Here is a 16487-nt window from a genome sequence, read left to right on the forward strand (position 1 = left end):
CGCCGTGAGGGTAGTACCACCAAAAAATTTTCGGCAGACCCGAAAAAGTTCGCGCGCACGCGTGGGTTCACAAGTCTTCGCAGCCCTATGAGTCGCCAGGCTTACAACCACAGTGCGAGGATTGGTGTTGCTCAAAATGATCAGCGATGGTGCCGACGCCCAGCTGAACGTGAAGCTCTCGGCTGAGGTCGAAGAGGATCCGCCCTCCCCGACCCTGGAGCAAGACCGGGAGCTGTACGCCGAACTGGTGCGAGCGAAGTTCTCAGGGCCCCGCTACGAGATCTTCACCCAGGAGCTGTGGACCTACGGGATCCGCACTCTGACGGCGTGGATGCGGACAGGCGTCATCGTCCAGCACTGTTACCGGTACAACGTCGCCTTCGCCGCTTCGGAGATCGAACTGGCCATCCTCAACCGGAACTCCGAGGTACGCGAGGCGCTGGCGGTGGACAGCGTCGCGGCGGCCGCCCCGCGCTTCGTTGAGCGTGCGCTGCGGGGCAGTGAATGGGACCCGGACAAGGGCGCGAGCCTGTTCACCTTCTTCGTAGGCGGATGCGTGATGGCCTTCGGAGACGTCTTCAGGAACTGGTCCCGGAAGCGGCGCCGGGAGGTCGGGCTGACAGCCTCCGGGCTCCTCAACTCCGCTGAGGCCGGCGTCGTGTTCCCAGGACAGCTCAGCCTGTTTGACGACCCGGCGGAGACGGTCGCCTCACGTGACACCTTGCGGCGGATACTCAACGAGGCCACCCCAGAGGCTGCCGCTATCTGCACGCTGATGCTGCGGCGCCCTGAACTCGATCAACGCCAGATCGGTGCTCTGCTCGGCGGGATGAGCGCGCGAGCAGTCGAGGGCCAGCTCCGACGGCTGCGCAGTACGGCGCGCGGGCTCGCAGCGAGCGGAAAGGTCAGTCGACCGCAGTTCTCTGAGGCAGGCCAGCGATGACCCTACAGATCGCTCCTCAAGCCGTAATGATCCTCACCATCGGCTGCCTCGTCGGACTCGCCGTCTATAGGCACACGGCTCGGTCCCAAACCGGAGCCCCAACGCGGGGAGACCTGGTGGGTGCCATCGGAACGGCGGTGGGCGTCATCACCGTCCTGGCGCTCCTCCTGGGGATGGGAGGTGGTGGCGAAACGGCGCACAGCCCCAACGACCTGACACCTGTGGCTCCGACAAGTTCGGCACCCCCGCTTCCGTGAGGCGCCATTTTCTGCATCGTGTTCAGCCGGGTCCCTGATGATGTGGATGTCGTCGGTGGCGGAGTCCGCTCCGCCACCGAAGCTGCTCGGGGTCTCCCGCACAACGCTCTATAAGTACGTGCCGGAGCTGGCTGCAGGACGAGACTCCCTCATCGCCGGTCCGGCGCCGGCGCTGCCCGCCCCTCGCGCCTGATACCTCGATTCCTGGACGCTCGGTTGATGGGTCGGCCCTCGGACTATCGGTGCAGATCACGTCCGCGTGCGCTGTACCGGCGACGGAGGGGTGCTGATGAGGATTGTTCGACGTCAACGACCAACTCAGCAATCTGCAGCGGAAGTTGGAGAGCCGTCGATTGTCAGTGCTGCGGCTTAACGTCGTAGATGCGCCCGAATTGGGTTCGCTCTCCCGACTCACCCGAGGACATCCCTGATGGCATACGTTCGCGGTCACCGCCGCTCGGACGGCACCTACGTCCGCCCGCACTACCGTCGCACCCGCCCGGCTGCTGCCCACTCCTTTCGCTCCGTTTCCACCCCGCGTCGGGTGAACACGGCTGCTGTCCGGCCTCAACCATCCCCGGCGGGCCAGACGACGTGGGTACGGAGCTATCGCCGCTCCGATGGCACCTATGTCCGCGGCCACCAGCGGCGGATCACTTCCCCGGCTGCGGTGGCGGTCGGCGGAGGCGGCATCGTCCTGTTCATACTTCTGCTGCTGGCCCTCCTGGGAGGCGGAGGCGCGGGAGCTTCGGGCACTCCCAGCCAGCACCCGACCTCGCCGGCCAGCGTCAGCGGCCACTTATCCCACCCGTAAGCAACGGGCCTGAGGGTCCCGGACGGTCTCTCGTTCGGGACCCTCAGGCTGTCCGGGCAATGTGCCACCTGAGCTGCGGGTTTCTCGTGCTGTGGTGCGGATTTTCGCGAGAGTTGCGGAACTAACCCGCGCGTGCTGCAGGGTGCGGCCCGGCGCGGACGGACCGCGTCCCACCATCCGCACCTGGGAGTTCAACGTGACCGGTCTCGACACCCGCACCGCTGTGCTGCTGCTGGCGGGCGCTGGCGGTACGTACGTCGCTTTCCTGCACCCCGCTGTCGGAGTCGCGCTCCTCGTGGGCCTGGCCGTCGTCGGTGTGCTCCACAGCCTGCTGCGGTGACCCCGTGCCCACCCTCCAAGGCCCTGTCGGTCTACAGCTGCGGGGGCTGGCCGTACTCGTTGGCGCCCGGTTCGGGGCCGTCGTGCTGGGTGAACTCGGCCAGGCGCCACCCGTCATAGGTCCACTGCAGGGTCAGGGTCTGGGTGAACCAGCTGGTGGCGGCGGGAATCGGGTACGCGGCGCCCTTGCCGGTCAGTCCGAGCAGGCCGGAGCACCACACGTCGATGGTGGCCTCGTGGGGGTCGTAGTGGCGCACGGTGGCCCCGGCGGGCATCGTCCGGCTCACGAAGGTGGTTCCTGCCGGCGGCTGGCCCTCGGCGTCCAGTCCAAGCTTCTGGTTGAGGTCGGGGGTGTAGTCGGCATCGACCGCCTCGCGGATGGCGTTGCGCTTCTCCGGGACGACGAGCAGCTGCACCAGGTCGTGGCGGTGGTCCGGGTTGAACATCTGCTCGCTGCCGAGGGCGGCGGCCATCTTGGCGGCCGCGCTCTGGGCGCCCTGCCTGCTGTGGGGTATTTCCACGGTCAGCGGGTCGGGGGCGGCTGCCGGAGAGCTTCCGGATGCGCGGCCCCGGGTGGCCAGGGCTATCCCCGCTATGCCCCGGCGTCGAACGGAGCGGCGCGGCCTGCGCCTGTGGCCGGTCGGTACCGTCCTCGCCCTGCCCCTTCGCCGCGGCCGTCCTGGTGGCCACCGCGGTGTTCTACACCGGATGGGACCTGCTCAGTGCCCGGGGACTCAAGCCCGAGCACCGCATCGACTCCACGACGCTCTTCGACCTGGTGAAGCTGTCCTTCGGCGTGGTCGCCGGGGCCGGCGCGCTGGTCGCCCTGGTGGTGGCCTACCGGCGCCAGCGCGTCGACGAGGACGGCGCCCTGAGCGAGGCCACCCGCCTGGCCCGCCCTGTGGCGGCCACCCGCGCGGCCTCCACAGGGCGGATGGGTCAGCCGATGAAGGCGACGTACGTGCCGACCGTGAGGCCCGAGAACGTCAACAACTGGCGCGGCTTCAGGCAAGTGAACGCCGCGTGCATCCCGATGCCTGCGGTGATGGCGTACGGCGTGGTCTGCGGGATCAGCAGCACGACGGGCAGGGCGAACTCGGCGACGATGACGGTGACGGCGACGAGCCGCCACAGACGGATGTCGCGGGCGCTGAGGTTGCCCGTGTGGCGGTCGACGAAGCCGGGGATGGCGTGCTGGTGGCGGTAGGTGAGTCGGTCCTTGAGCTGGGTGTAGGCATGCATCCACTGGGCGAGGAAGAGACCGGTACGGAACTGGCGGGACCGGCACTTCTGCACGGCGCTGTTCCAGTAGAGATCCGTCGTCACGAGTACCACGAGGGCCTGCGCCCAGGTGTTGGCGATGCTGGGGTGGTGCTCGATGCGGAGGCCGTGGCCGAGGTCTCCGGCGGCCATCAGGCACGCGCCTGTCAGGAGCGTGAACCGTACGGCGCTCGGGCTCTTGAGGTAGAGCAGTTCCATGGCGGCCCCGGCCACCACCAGCAGGAGTGACAGCCGGGGTACGAGGCCGGCGGCCAGGGCGACGGCGGCGGCCGTGCGGAAGATCAGGGCGGGCCGGTAGACGACGGCGAGCAGACGGCCGCGCCGGGGACCGAACCGTTGCTTGGCCAGGCGGAGACTGAGTGCTCCGGGCGCGAACCGCGTCCAGCCGCCCTGGCCGAAGGAGAGGGCGAACCGCCCGGCGAGGACGGTGCCGTAGACGATGCGGAGCAGCTGGAGCCGTCCGGGGTCGGTGGAGCTGCGGAAGCCGGACATCAGGGCGTCAAAGAACCACACGGCTGTCCCTCACCTCGATCGGCTGCTCGCCCTTGACGGACAGGCACCGGCCGTGTCCGTCGATCCGGTCGTAGCGGCCGGTGTTGATCAGGTGGTTGACGACGGTCTGCAGCTGGGGCGGGGGCAGGAGGAACGTCCCCGGGCTGAGGAAGAGGTACGGGTTGATCTCCTCGGTCCGGCCGTCTTTGGTGCCGGTGAGGTCGATGATCACGAAGGTGGCCCGGGAGAAGAGGGGATAGCGCATCCAGCGTCCGGGCCTGCGGGTGAAGCCGGTGATCATCCACGCCATCAGGGCCGCGGTCGCGGCGAGTTGGGCAGCGGTCGGTAAGGCTGCGGGCATGACAGGGACCTCCGGGGCGGGAGGAGAAGGTGGTGGGGCGGGCCGCTATTCGGGCTTGGGAGGCCGCTGCATCAGTTCGGCGACGGCCTCGTCGAGGGTGACCTTGCCGTGCAGCAGGGCGGTGACCACGGTCGTGATCGGCATGTCGACGCCGTGGGCGTGGGCGAGGTCGAGAATCGCCTCGGCGCTCTTGACGCCCTCGGTGGTCTGCCGGGTCGCGGCGGCGGCCTCGTCGACGCTGAGGCCGTGGCCGAGGTGGGTGCCGAAGGTGCGGTTGCGGGAGAGCGGGGAGGAGCAGGTGGCCACCAGGTCACCCATGCCGGACAGACCGGCGAGGGTGGCCGGCTGGGCGCCCATCGCGGTGGCCAGCCGGATGCTCTCCGCCAGCCCCCTCGTCATGATCAGGGACGTCGCGTTGTCGCCCAGGCCCATGCCGGCGGCGATGCCGACCGCGAGCGCGATGACATTCTTCAGCGCGCCGCCCATCTCGCAGCCGATCACGTCGGGGGAGGTGTAGGGCCGGAAGTACGGGGTGTGACACGCGCTCTGGACCCGGCGGGCGGCGTCCTCGTCGGGGCAGGCGATGGTGGCGGCCGCGGGCTGCCTGGCCATGATCTCCCGCGCCAGGTTGGGCCCGGAGAGCACCGCAACCTGCTCGGCGGGCATGCCGGTCACCTCGCGGATGATCTCGCTGGCCCGCAGGTGGGTGTGGGTCTCGATGCCCTTCATGAGCGAGACGATCACCGTCTGGGGCTCGATGTGCGCCGTCCACTGTGTGAGGCACTGGCGCAGGGTCTGCGCGGGGATGGACAGCACGAGGAAGTCCGCGCCGTCCAGCGCGGCCGCCGGATCGGTGGTGGCGGTCAGGGAGGCGGGCAGCTCCAGGTGCGGGAAGTAGTCCGGGTTGCGTCGCTGGGTGTTGATCGCGTCGGCGATCTCGGTGCGGCGGGCGTGCAGGACGACGCTGGTGCCGGCGTCGGCGAGGATCGTCGCCGCGGCGGTGCCCCAGGATCCGGCGGAGAGCACCGCCGCACGGGCGGGGCGGTGCGCGTTCACTCATCGGTCCTCTCGTCCGGTCCACGGCCGCCGTCGGGGTGACCGGGCCCGGTCATCGTATCGGCGGCGGGGTCTGCTCCAGGGCGGCGCAGCGTCAGCAGGACCGCGCGCCGTCCGGGCAGCAGGGGCAGCCTTCGGGTCGCGGTGGCCAGCATGTTCTGCGCCTCGGCGTCGCCGAGCTCGCGGGTGAGGGCGTCCGCGTGCCGGATCCACAGCCAGAACACCCGCTCCCAGGTCGCGGGTTCGTCGGGGCGTTCGTCCACGTGCTCCAGAACGAGCCCGGCGGCTCGGGCGTGCGCCTCGAAGTCCGGGCGGGCGTCGCGCCGTAGGGCCCGGGTGAGGGCCAGGCGGCCGCCGGGTGCCAGGACGCGGCCGAGCTCGCGCAGGGCGGCGGTCCGGTCGGCGGCGAACGAGAGCGCGTCGATGCACACGACGGCGCGGGCGCAGCCGTCGGGCAGGCCGGTGGCCTCCAGCTGGGCGATGCGGAAGGCGACGCGGTCGGCGGGCACGAAGCTGTCGGTGCGGGCGGTGGCGTGCTGGATGGCGGCCGCCGACACGTCGATGCCGACCAGGCGGGCGGACACGGCGCGGGCCAGCCACAGGCCCGCCCCGCCGGTGCCGCAGCCCGCGTCGACCAGGAGCTGGCCGGGCGTCATCTGCAGGCGGGCGACGAGCAGTCCCAGCAGCGGCCAGTCCAGCGAGCTGTTCGCGGCGACCTCGTGCGGGTAGCGCTCGCCCATCGCCTCGGCGTACAGGCGGGCGACGAGCGGTGCGCCAACCCGCGCGGTGTGCCAGGTGTCGAACGCGGCAGCCGTCGTCTTCGGGCCGGGCGGCGTGGCGGTGGCCGCGGGGGTGGGGTGGGTCATCGGGGCATCGACCTTGTGATCCGTGAGCGGGTGCCGGGAGCGACGACCTGCACGGCGTGGACGGGGCCCGCCGGGTCGGACAGGTCCAGGGCTATGGGCTCGTGGTGGGTGACGCGCTGGATGCGCCGCGCGATCGCGGCGACCTGGTCGGCGAAGCCACAAGGGTGGGGGGCGAAGCCCTCCGTGGCCTGCGGCCAGTCGGCGAGGCCGATGCGCTGTGCGGGGCGGAAGGCGGGGACCTGGTCGGCGGAGGCGGGGTCGCTCGGCAGGTCGTCCCGCATCCCGGAGATCAGGGTGAGCCGGGACTGCGCGGCCTCGGTCAGCGCCCTGGTCAGCGCGATGACGGGGCTGGGGTGGCAGCCACCGCCGGCGAACACCATTGGCAGGTCCTCCGACCACAGGAAGGCCAGGGCGACCGGCAGCCCGTACGGGCCGTCCACCAGCGCGATCTCCAGTGCCATCTGTGCGGCCATCAGATGGTCGATGACCTGCCGGACGTAGGGGTCGTCGACGGTGCCGGGGTCGATCAGGGTGCGCCGCCGTCCGCCGGACTGGCCGTCGCGGTAGAGGACGTCCCGCTCGACGACCTCGCACAGGGCGTGCAGCAGCGCCTCGTCGCGGGTGGTGCCGCAGGCCAGGCCGGTGCTGGTGGCCCGCACCAGGTCCGGGCTCCACTCCGGCCGCTGGACCCGTCGGCGCACCACGTCGACGGGAACCAGCAGCTTGTCCCCGCTCGCCAGGGCGCTGCCCGCTGTCCAGTCCCACACCATCTGGTCCAGGACGCTTGTGGCGTACGGGACGGTCAGCGGCAGCGCGTTCAGCGGGCAGTGCGGGCCGATGTCCCGGGCGGGGCCGTGGGCGGCGACGGGGAGCGGCTGTTCCACGTGCCACAACTCGATGGCCTCCATGACCGCCGAGATCTTCGCGAGGAGCGCGGTGGCGCCCTTGCCCTGGGACGTGCTCAGGGTGCGGGAGGCGGGCCGGATCGCCGTCCACACCGGCAGGCCGATCACGTCGAGGCCGGTCAGGTCGGCGACCCGGGTGATCCCGTACTCCTGCAGCCGTCCGGCCAGCAGCTCCCAGGTCTGCTCCGGGTCCCGGGCGCGCACCGTGCCCGGCACCTCCATCAGGCCGTCACCGCCTGCCACGGGCCGCCTCCCTCGTCTCGGTCGCTTCTCTCGCCTCATCCAGATAGCCGGGCACGAGCCGCTTGACCGTCTCGATGGCGTACGCCCCGCTGATCAGGCCCCGGGCGGACGCCTCCGCATCGAGCGCCTTCGGCCGGCAGCCCCACACCTGGAGCAGCACCCGGCGGGCGACCTCGTCGGACACCGCCGCGGTCCCGGGCCTCTCCCGGCGGTACGCGGCGCGCGCTTCGGCGTACCGGGCGACCGAGGCGCGGTCGTCGCGGGTCTCCCCGGCCAGCAGCACGGCGAGGGTCGCCTCGTCGCGCAGATCGAGTGCCGGGTGGAACACCCGGTGCGCCGTCAGGACACCGCCACAGGCCCGCTGAAGCCGCTCGGGCAGCGGCAGGCCCTCACCGCCGCGGGCTGGATGCCGGGAGCGGTGGGCGAGGAAGGCAGCCCACCGCTCCCGGAAGTCTCCGTCGAATACCTGCTGGTAGACGACACGGTCCTGGGTCGACAGCTCCACCCCGTCCACGGCGCTGCGGGAGAAGTGGTTGGACCAGCCCCGGAAGTACGCCGAGTCCCACATCACCGGTGCCAGTGGGACTCCGGTCGGGCCCCGGCCCCCGAGGGCGGTGCGTACGGCGGTGAGGGCGTCGAGGCGCTTGACGTCGCCGAAGTACGGGTCCCGCCTGCGCTGTTCGGCCAGCCACCCGGCGAACTGGGTCTCTCCCTGCCGCTGGCAGACGGCCCGTACCGCTGCCGTGGTGCGCTGCGGGTAGTAGACGCCGCGCAGTGCGGCCAGCAGCCACCGGGCCCGCGCCACGTCCACGATCCCGGCCGCCCGGGCCAGCGCCAGGACATGCCGCAGGTTCACCAGGGGCCAGGTCAGCGACTCCCGGTCCCCGTCCGGGACCTGGCCGACCGCCACCTCATCATCACCGCTGATCTCTCCTTGGGCGTAGGAGGTGTAGATGGCGCCGACGCCGAGCATCCCGAACGTGTCCAGCTCGGCGGCCCGCAGGGCGCCGACGCTGGCCGCCCCGATCACCCGCACGCCCCGGCCCATCGCGGCCAGGATCTCCTTGTGCCGCAGCGCCGGGGCCTGGTGGTACACCCCGTCGATGATCACGGCAGTGTCGCCGTCGCGGACGGCGGTGTCGAACAGGTCGCCGTGCCGGACCGGCGGCCAGACCCGTACCCCCGGCTGCGACAGCACTGGCTCGGACCGCGTGAGCGTCGGCCCGATGTACACGTGGTGCAAGGCTCCTCCAGACAGTCAAACGGGAGGGGTGTTCCTCCCCGGTCCACCGGACACGGGGAGGAACACCCTGGGCGCAGCTGCGGATCAGGGAACGAACGGGTCGTCGAACTCGACGTCCTCGGCGACGACCACGATCTCGGGGGCCGCCGGGCTCTCTTCCTCCACCGCTGGCGGCGTGCCGACGGCGGTGGAGGTTGCCGCGGCAGCAGCGGACTTGGACTCCATGGGATTCCTCCTTCATTGCGTGCTGTGATTGCGGACGGTGCGGGCGCTTTCCGCCTGCATGCCGGTGGTGCCATGGGTCCCGAGGCTTCTCGCCCCGCGGGCCCGCCTGCCCGCCCGTGGCCCGGGCGGGGAGTTGAGGGGTTCAGCCCTGGGTGAGGGTGCGGTGATCGGCGACGATCCACTGCGAGCACCGTGCGGCCCGGACGCGAGGGGCGAGCGTGAGCGGCACTTATCGGTCCTTCCCGGGGTGGCTGTCCGGCGTGAGCGGTGCGGGATTTGCGAGGGAGCCCGGGTCGGTGGTCCACTCCGTCCCCCCGCCCTCCGGGCGCAGCCAGGCCACCGGGCGCGGCTTGTCGCCGTCCGGGGCGATGGCCCGCAGAATTCCCCGGCGACCTGTAGCGGTGTCCTCCACCTCCCGGCCGATCCAGCGGTGGTCGCGGTGGAGCAGGCTGCTGCGTGCGGTGCTCACTTGACCTCACCGCTCCCCGACGCCAACGGCTCCCACGAATACCGCACCCGTACGCCGCGGTCCTGGAGCCAGCTGATCTCGCGGTGCCGCAGTTCGTGCGCAGAGTCCGGTGCGATCGCTGCGGGCCAGCGCACGATCACCGCGGCGACCGTGCCGCTCTCGGCCAGCTCCCGCACGCGTACCCACCCCTCACGGTGCAGGGGGTCGGGCTCGCCGTACGGGTCCGTGATCACCTCGGTGAGGTGCAGTCCGCGGGCCTCGGCCAACGTGCGGCCCTCGGTCTCGGCCCGCTCAGCGGCGAGGTCCGGGGCGAACGTTCCGCGCTCCGCGCACACGTACAGCACGGCCGCGCCCGGGTCGGGGCAGGCGGTGACGGTGGCGGTCGCCTCCCGGTCGGATGTCTGGGTCATCGTGGGGCCTCTTCGTCGTCTTGTACGCCCGGCCCGCCCTCCCGGGGGTCGGTGAGCAGGCCGGGCTGTCAGCAGCCGACGGGAGTAAGCCACCGAACGGCCGGTAATCACTCAACCCCGCTGCGCGACGCCGGGTAAGGGAGCACAGTGGAGGCTCGGTTGAACTGGTTGAACGCACCCGGGGGTCATCGATGGCACGACGACCGCGAACACCGAACACTGCTCTAGCGGCCCTGATGCAGTCGGGAGGAATCGGAAACGCGCAGCTCGCCCGCCGAGTCAATGCCGCCGGCCGCGAACTCCGGCTGCGTCTGCACTACGACAAGACATCCGTGTCGCACTGGCTCGCCGGATCCGTGCCCAAGCCCGAGGCCCGGCCCGCCGTCGCCGAGGCGTTCTCCCGCCTGCTGGGGCGGCCCATAACGTGCGCGGAGATCGGCTGGCCAACCGAGCCCGCCGGTGAACGGGACGTGGTGGCGGGAGTGATCGACCTGAGCCGGGCAGACATGGACCCCTCGCGCCGGGGGGTCCTCAAGGGCGGGATGTACGCGGCGGCGCTGACCGTGCCCCGCTTCGAGGACGTGGCAGGACGACTGGAAGCCGTGCAGGCCGGGCGCACCGTGCACATCGGCCGCTCCGACGTCGAGACGGTGCGCACCATGACGGACAAGGTCGCTGACATCCTCGACCAGGTTGGCGCCGGGCACGCCCGTCCGATGGCAGCGGCCTTCCTGGTCAACACCGCCGGCCCTTACCTGCGCGCGACCGGCACCGACAAGGCCGTGCGCGACATGCGGGCCGCCGTCGCCGACTTCGTGTACCTCACCGGCTGGATGGCGATGTACGAGGATCAGCAGGGCCTCGGCCAGAGGTATTACCAGCGGGCCCTCGAACTCGCTGGGGCCGCCGAAGACCATGTGACCTACTGCCGCACGCTGCGCGGCATGAGTCTTCAGGCCACCCACCTCGGCCACGGGTCCAAGGGGCTGGAGTTGGCCGACGCCGCCGCCGAGGCCGCGCCCGCCGCGGGCCCGCGCCTGGTGGCCTTCCTGCGCGGGCAGCAGGCGGCGGCCGCCGCGATGACCGACGACCGGCGCACGGCCGTGGCCCGGCTTCGCGAGACCGAGACGGCACTCTCCCGCGCCGACAACCGCAAGGACGCCGTGGGCGGCTACGACACTGCCGCCTACTTCTTCCACGAGGCACACGTGCGCTGGCACCTGGGCGACCAGGCCGGCTCCATCGCCTCCCTGCGCCGCTCGAACGCCGCCCGTTCCCCGCTTGAACGGCAGGGCCGCCTGCACTGCCTCGGCGTAATCGCCGAACGGCAGCTGCGCATGCGGCACGTCGAGGCCGCCGTCACCACCTGGGGCACGTTCCTGGACGACCACATGACGATCTCTTCCGCCCGCGGCGACCAGCATCTGAAGGCCATGCTCAAGGCGCTGCCCGCCTACCGGAGTGTCGCCGGCGTACGTGACCTTGAGGAGCGCGCCCAGCACGTCGCCGCCCTCAAGGCGTCCTGACCCACCCCGCACCTCCAGAGGCCCCGGCCGCGTGCCGGGGCCTCTGCGCTGCTGCGCAGCCCCTGTTGGCCCTGTTGGACCCAACAGGGCCATGGATGGCGCGGCGGCTACGCTGACGGTGTTGCCCCCATTGGATCCAATGGGGGCAACACCGTCAGCGTGACTGGCCCTGCTGCCGGGCCTGGTCGGTCCTCGGCCCTGGGGCGAATGCCGATGGCCCGGCCGCCGGGCGCGGGACCTGGGCCGGTGCAGCCGCCCGCTGCTGCCTCCGTTCCGCCGTCTCGGCCTGCTGCTGGGCCGGGGTGAGCTGCTGGCGCCGGTGGACCTCGACGTCGACCTGTTCGGTCTGTTCGTGCAGCCGCTCGGCCCGGGCGTGGGCCTTGGCGCTTTGCTCGCGGGCGTACAGCTGGTCCTCGCGGGCGGCAGTGCGGGCCCGCTCGATCAGCTCCCGGTCGGCGCCCTGGTCGGCGAGACGCTGGACCATGCGAAAGGCGCCGTCGGGGGCCTCGGCCTCCGCCAGGCGCCGGGCGGCCTCCTCGGCACGGATCAGCCGGATCTGCCGTTCTTGGACCTCCCAGTCCGTCAGCAGCTGTAGCGGCATGGGGGAGTCGAGTTTCAGCGCCTCCGCCGCCGCACCCCGCCCCGCGGGCGTGGCGGGAACGGGCTGTTCCGGGGTACTCACCTGGGACCTCTTCCTTCACTCGGTCTGGGCGTGGCCGTTACGCCGACATGCCTCGGGAACCCGCCGGGGCGACGGGAGCCGCGACCCGCGGGCGCGGCGCGGCGGCCCGGGGGGCGGGCGCGGGGCCGGTGAGGCCGGGCGGCAGGGTGACCGCGAGCCGCCCGCCGTGGTGCTCGGCCAGGGTGGCCAGGGCCCTCAGGGCCTCGACGTCGCCTTCGGCGAACCGGGGCGGCTGCCCTGCCTGGGCATGTTGGGCGTTGGCGGCCGCGGCGCGCTCTACCAGTTGCTGGGCGGTCCGGCCGACGTCCCCGTAGGGGCCGGCCGCCGTGCCGGGGCCGTCGGGCAGGTCAGCCGAAGGCAGCCGCTGCCATGCCTGCCGGAACGCGGCCACGCGGGGGTGCTCGGAGGCGGTGGTCAGCTCCTGGCCCATGGAGGTCTCGCGCCACGTCTGGAAGGCCTCGGCGACCTCCCGGGAGGCCTGCGCGGCTTCCTCGCGCGTCCCGTACGGGACCGGGGCACCGTCGCGCAGCGTGGTCGTCAACTGCCGGACCTCGACGACGTTGTCGGCCAACTCGGTCGACGGGTCCGGGTTGTCGGGGCGGGGGATGCCGGGGGTGCTGTAGGTCAGTGCGGCGTCGCTGAGGTTGAGCAGGGCCTCGGCGGTGGGCAGGTCTCCGCCGCGGCGGCCACGGAGCGCAACGTTGGCTAGTTTCTGCGCGCCAGTGGCGATCGCCGCTGTGGTCCGAATGGACACCGTGCGCCAGAAGCCCTGCACACGGATGTCCTTGCTCAGCTGTTCGAAGTACGTGCCCGCCTTCTCCCGGAGCACGTTCCACAGGTGGGCGGTGGCGCCCCGGACGGTCTGCAGCCGCTGCCACTCCGGGAGGTCCTTCAGAGCGGCGGCGTGCGTATCGGCCTGCCGCAGGGCCTCGTTGACGGGCTCCGGGTCACGCTGCGGGGATGCAGGGTCGCCCTGGTCGGCTCGGGCGGACGCGGCCTGCGACTCGCCGTCCGTACGCGGCGCGGGCACGGCTCGCTGCCACTGTTCTTCCAGCTTCTGCAGTGGCATGTCGACGGCTTCGAGCAGGTCCTCGACCGTGCCGTGCTCGGGCGGGACGACGTCCGCCCAGGCCTCCGCGACGGTGGACGTGAAGGCCTCCTTGATGCCAACCGGTTCGTATGCGTCGCCATCCGGGGCTGGGCTGTCGTCGTCAGATGTGGCCGGCGGCTCGGCACCGGGGGCCGTCTTGAGCCGCCACTGCGGGGCGCCGTAGGCGTCGTAGAGGACGCCGTCCTCCTCGCGCCACGACCCGCTCGACAGGTCAGTGCCGGTCCACAGGGGGACATCCTGCTGCTCTTGGGAAGGCGCCGACGCGGCCCGGGTCATCGCGCGGGCCTGCAGCGAGTCGCCGCGTTCTTCCGCGGGCGGCTCCGGCCGGGCGCCGGTCTGGCTCTCTCGGGTCATGGCGCTCTCGGCGGCCGCCTGCAGGCGCTCGCCAGGCTCGGTGGGTGTGGCCATCAGGGTCTCCTCCGTTCGGTCGGGTGCAGCGGTCTGTGCCTGGGCGGCCAGGGCTTCCGGCGGGGAAGGGGTCTCGTCCGTGCCGTCCGTCACCGCGGGCGTGCCGGCGAGCTCTTCGTCGTACCAATCGGGCACGGGCGGGTCCTCGACCGGTAGCGTCTCGCCGCCCTCGGTCGCCTCCGCCGGCGGCGGGGATACGGTCGTATCCGGTGGCTCGGCATCCGCCAATGCTGCGTCGGTGGTGTCCTCGTCACCGGCCGGAGCCGTGGTCTGCGCTTCCGGCGTTGTGCCGGGGCTCTCGTCCGGGTTCGGCACAGCCGCCTCTTCCTGCTCGGCGAGCTGGGCCTCCGGGGACGTCCCGGCGTCCACGCTGGCGGGCTGCGTGGGCTCCGGGCGCGACTCGGTGACGTCGGGCTCCGGTGTCGGCTCCGGGCCGGGTGCGTCGGCCGGTGGGGCACTGCGCTCGGCGTTGGCTTCGCCCGCGCCGAACAGTCCCAGTTGCTCAGCCACAGATTCCGGATCCGAGGATGTCTGAGAGGCGATGGCCGTCTCCTCCTCGCGGGCGGGTGGCTGTTCCTCCGACACGGGATGTTCCTCACCGCCGGACTGGACAGGCATTTCATCGGCGGCGCTGCCGGTGCTGGCGTCGGCCAGCGGCGCGGCGGCCGTACGCTGGGCGAGGCGGGCGATGTCCGCGTGCAGCCGGTGGGCCTGGATGTCCAGGTGCTGCCGGAGCTCGTGCAGGGACTCCCCGGTGTAGCCGCCGTAGCGGGCGGTGTCGTCGGCCGCCTCGAAGAGGGCCGCTGCGGCGGCCGCCGCAGCGGACATCGCCGCGGCGTTGGCCCGGTAGGCGTCTGCGCCCCGGCCGGGCGCGTCGATCGTCTGGATCGCGTCGCGAAGTGCCTGGAGCTCGTCCTGGGGGCCGTCGCCGTCCGGCCACTGGCGGCTCGCGCCTTCGGTGAGGGCGGTGTGCAGGGCGTGGGTGCGTGCGGTTTCGGCGGCCGCTTGCGCGTGGCTCCCGTGCCTGCCGAACGCCGCGGCGACGTCCTGCGGTTGCCGCCGCTCGCGCGGCACGACCAGGACCTCGTACGTGTTGGCCAGAGAGAAGCCGTTCCAGCCGCGGGTCTTCACGTCGCGAGTGGTGAAAGTGGTCGCGCCTCGGGGATCGCCGGTGTAGCCGACCTCGGTGACGACCTCACCGCGGATGCCGCCCTCGGCGACAAGGTCACCCAGGCGGATCTGTCCGGCGGTGCGCGGCTCCGGCCGTAGGTCGTCCCGGTGCCCCGCCGGGATGAGACGCACCCGGCTGGGGAGGTGCCGCACCAGGACGTCCTCCACTGCGACGAGTTCGGCCCCGTCCGGGTCGTGGATCACCACGTCCAGCAGGTTGGTGCTGTCGTGGTAGTCGCGGAAGCCGGGAGGGAGCGTGCCCGTGACCACCACCGTCTCCGGCACCGACTGTTCCAGCGCTGTCGGCCACTCGATCCTCGCGCTGCCCGCAGTGAACGTGATCAGATCCCCGGGGCGGACGGTAGCGCGTTCGACGTCGTGCAGGTCCTGCGACGCTGCGGCGGCCGCCGTCTCCTGCACGACGAAACCTTCCAGCTGCTGCTCAGCGGACTGCTTGACACTGGCCGGCGGGCCCGCCGGGTCTGCGGCCGCGGACTCGGGAGCCACGCGGATCGCCCAGATCCGGCGGGCCAAGGCAAGCATGACGAGATCGTCCCTGCTCACGCCAAAGGAGGACGCGACATGGTCGAGGCACTGGGGGTCGCCGCCGTTGACGCGGTGGAGCTTCTGGACCTCGTTGTCGCCCGCATGCAAGCTGCACCGCCCGCACACCCCGTCGACCGCCAAGGCGAAGTCGTTGTTGCGATGGTGCGCGTACAGCGGCTTGTCGACGTTCTCGCGGGCATCCCGGGCCAGCTGCACGCAGCGGTCGATGGCTTCGCCCTTACTCTCCAGGGGAGCCAGGAGCACGAGCATCTCGCCGTCGCCCTCGATGCGCGGCTGGAAGGTCTCGGCACCGCTGTCGTCGTCGCGGTCCAGCTTCACCACGAACGGGATGCCGTCCGCCGTGACGTCGAAGGCCACTTCGGCAGGGTCGAACCGGGGCCCCACCTCGCCGACCGTCACCGGGATCGGCTCACGCACCCTGGCCAGGATGCCTCCGGGCACGTAGTCGGCGTACGACTGGACCGGCCGGGCGGGGATGGAGTCCGCCTCCGGCAGGTCCTCCAGCGGCCGCTGCGGCCCAGGCCCGTCGGCGGGCTGCAGGTCCGCGGCCGCGCCGTTGACGGAGTAGCTGTAGCCGGTGGTTTTCTTCCCGCTGCGGCTGAGGACGTGGTACTCGCCTGTGTGGCCGGTCCGGTCGGTACTGACGTACCAGGTGTTCCCGGCCGGACCGGGAGCCATCACCTGCCCGGTCACCTGCTGGCCGCTCTGCTCGTCCCGCCAGGTCACCCACGAGCCAAGGCCGTACTCCGCTGGGGTGAGGCCCAGGGTGTCCTCCCGCCTGGTCAGGCGCAGGGAGGGCAGGGGCCGGAACGGCTCCATACGGTTGACCGTCTTGTAGGTCCGGCGCCACCGGGCCAGTTGATCGGCCTGGTCCGCGGACGTTTGACCTACCTGCTCGTTCTTGCCTTCGACGACCGCAGCGAGTTCGCTGCGGAGCCGCTGGTAGCCGTCCACGGCCTCCTGTTGGAACCCGGCGTCCGCAGGGACCGTGTGCAGGGTGAACGTCAGCCGCCCGTCGGCACTGGTCAAGCGCTCCCGTCCGTCGTCCTTCAGGGCCGCGGGTGCGGTCTCCACTTCCGTGTCCGGCGTCGCGAATTCATCCCCCATGCGCTTCTCCCC

Annotated in this window: 15 protein-coding genes and 1 pseudogene; 4 read left to right on the top strand and 12 right to left on the bottom strand. The window is 71.8% G+C overall.

Annotated features, from left to right (window positions below; genetic code table 11):
- Positions 1–136: 136 nt before the first annotated feature.
- Together ACIPSA_RS47405 and ACIPSA_RS47410 are read left to right on the top strand one after the other, a co-directional pair.
- The gene (locus ACIPSA_RS47405; protein ID WP_402647498.1) at positions 137–943 is read left to right on the top strand and encodes a hypothetical protein; all 807 of its coding nucleotides are present in this window, start codon (positions 137–139) and stop codon (positions 941–943) included.
- A 1267-nt stretch (positions 944–2210) separates the two neighbouring features.
- A complete protein-coding gene (locus ACIPSA_RS47410; RefSeq protein ID WP_402647501.1) occupies positions 2211–2354 on the top strand; it encodes a hypothetical protein in 144 nt (47 codons plus the stop codon).
- Positions 2355–2385: 31 nt separating this feature from the next.
- On the opposite strand, the gene ACIPSA_RS47415 is transcribed toward ACIPSA_RS47410, so the two are convergent.
- Positions 2386–2874, bottom strand: coding sequence for a hypothetical protein (locus ACIPSA_RS47415; RefSeq protein WP_402647503.1), 489 nt, complete (start codon positions 2872–2874; stop codon positions 2386–2388).
- A 73-nt stretch (positions 2875–2947) separates the two neighbouring features.
- Between ACIPSA_RS47415 and ACIPSA_RS47420 the strand changes: the two are divergent.
- Positions 2948–3245 (top strand): annotated as a pseudogene (locus ACIPSA_RS47420) (pentapeptide repeat-containing protein); the annotation flags it as partial.
- A gap of 47 nt (positions 3246–3292) precedes the next feature.
- On the opposite strand, the gene ACIPSA_RS47425 reads toward ACIPSA_RS47420, so the two are convergent.
- The 9 genes from ACIPSA_RS47425 to ACIPSA_RS47465 all read right to left on the bottom strand — a co-directional run bounded on the left by ACIPSA_RS47425 (position 3293) and on the right by ACIPSA_RS47465 (position 9904).
- Complete coding sequence (locus tag ACIPSA_RS47425; RefSeq protein ID WP_402647506.1) at positions 3293–4147, bottom strand: hypothetical protein; 855 nt, start codon at positions 4145–4147, stop codon at positions 3293–3295.
- Positions 4134–4487, bottom strand: a complete 354-nt coding sequence (locus tag ACIPSA_RS47430) for a hypothetical protein (protein ID WP_402647509.1) — start codon at positions 4485–4487, stop codon at positions 4134–4136. The genes ACIPSA_RS47425 and ACIPSA_RS47430 overlap by 14 nt, the downstream gene beginning before the upstream one ends.
- 45 nt (positions 4488–4532) lie before the next feature.
- A complete protein-coding gene (locus tag ACIPSA_RS47435; protein WP_402647511.1) occupies positions 4533–5543 on the bottom strand; it encodes an NAD(P)H-dependent glycerol-3-phosphate dehydrogenase in 1011 nt (336 codons plus the stop codon).
- Entirely contained in the window at positions 5540–6409 is an 870-nt protein-coding gene (locus tag ACIPSA_RS47440; RefSeq protein WP_402647513.1) for a class I SAM-dependent methyltransferase, read from the bottom strand. Before ACIPSA_RS47440 ends, ACIPSA_RS47435 begins: the two co-directional genes overlap by 4 nt.
- Positions 6406–7557: a YcaO-like family protein gene (locus tag ACIPSA_RS47445; RefSeq protein WP_402647515.1), complete on the bottom strand. Its 1152-nt coding sequence runs from the start codon at positions 7555–7557 to the stop codon at positions 6406–6408. Before ACIPSA_RS47445 ends, ACIPSA_RS47440 begins: the two co-directional genes overlap by 4 nt.
- Positions 7544–8791 (bottom strand): TfuA-like protein, encoded by a 1248-nt coding sequence (locus tag ACIPSA_RS47450; RefSeq protein WP_402647518.1) that lies wholly within the window; start codon positions 8789–8791, stop codon positions 7544–7546. Before ACIPSA_RS47450 ends, ACIPSA_RS47445 begins: the two co-directional genes overlap by 14 nt.
- A 93-nt stretch (positions 8792–8884) precedes the next feature.
- Entirely contained in the window at positions 8885–9025 is a 141-nt protein-coding gene (locus ACIPSA_RS47455) for a hypothetical protein (protein WP_402647521.1), read from the bottom strand.
- A gap of 229 nt (positions 9026–9254) precedes the next feature.
- Entirely contained in the window at positions 9255–9494 is a 240-nt protein-coding gene (locus ACIPSA_RS47460; protein WP_402647523.1) for a hypothetical protein, read from the bottom strand.
- Positions 9491–9904 (bottom strand): hypothetical protein, encoded by a 414-nt coding sequence (locus ACIPSA_RS47465; protein WP_402647525.1) that lies wholly within the window; start codon positions 9902–9904, stop codon positions 9491–9493. Before ACIPSA_RS47465 ends, ACIPSA_RS47460 begins: the two co-directional genes overlap by 4 nt.
- Positions 9905–10095: 191 nt before the next feature.
- Here ACIPSA_RS47465 and ACIPSA_RS47470 point away from each other — a divergent pair, with 191 nt between their 5' ends.
- Positions 10096–11430 carry a hypothetical protein gene (locus ACIPSA_RS47470; RefSeq protein WP_402647528.1) on the top strand — a complete coding sequence of 445 codons (1335 nt, stop codon included), beginning with the start codon at positions 10096–10098 and terminating at the stop codon, positions 11428–11430.
- 154 nt (positions 11431–11584) lie between these two features.
- Here ACIPSA_RS47470 and ACIPSA_RS47475 read toward each other — a convergent pair whose 3' ends face one another.
- On the bottom strand, positions 11585–12112 hold the full coding sequence (locus ACIPSA_RS47475) for a hypothetical protein (RefSeq protein WP_402647531.1): 528 nt from the start codon (positions 12110–12112) through the stop codon (positions 11585–11587).
- 37 nt (positions 12113–12149) lie between these two features.
- Positions 12150–16475, bottom strand: coding sequence for a hypothetical protein (locus tag ACIPSA_RS47480; RefSeq protein WP_402647532.1), 4326 nt, complete (start codon positions 16473–16475; stop codon positions 12150–12152).
- Between the last annotated feature and the right edge of the window lie 12 nt (positions 16476–16487).

Source organism: Streptomyces sp. NPDC086549, assembly GCF_044746205.1.
Classification (GTDB): domain Bacteria; phylum Actinomycetota; class Actinomycetes; order Streptomycetales; family Streptomycetaceae; genus Streptomyces.

What these genes read in the sequence shown, in the direction of transcription:
- ACIPSA_RS47405 (WP_402647498.1), top strand. Translation starts at nt 137, where the DNA reads ATGATCAGCGATGGTGCCGACGCCCAGCTGAACGTGAAGCTCTCGGCT.
- ACIPSA_RS47430 (WP_402647509.1), bottom strand. Translation starts at nt 4,487, where the DNA reads ATGCCCGCAGCCTTACCGACCGCTGCCCAACTCGCCGCGACCGCGGCC.
- ACIPSA_RS47440 (WP_402647513.1), bottom strand. Translation starts at nt 6,409, where the DNA reads ATGACCCACCCCACCCCCGCGGCCACCGCCACGCCGCCCGGCCCGAAG.
- ACIPSA_RS47455 (WP_402647521.1), bottom strand. Translation starts at nt 9,025, where the DNA reads ATGGAGTCCAAGTCCGCTGCTGCCGCGGCAACCTCCACCGCCGTCGGC.
- ACIPSA_RS47465 (WP_402647525.1), bottom strand. Translation starts at nt 9,904, where the DNA reads ATGACCCAGACATCCGACCGGGAGGCGACCGCCACCGTCACCGCCTGC.
- ACIPSA_RS47470 (WP_402647528.1), top strand. Translation starts at nt 10,096, where the DNA reads ATGGCACGACGACCGCGAACACCGAACACTGCTCTAGCGGCCCTGATG.
- ACIPSA_RS47480 (WP_402647532.1), bottom strand. Translation starts at nt 16,475, where the DNA reads ATGGGGGATGAATTCGCGACGCCGGACACGGAAGTGGAGACCGCACCC.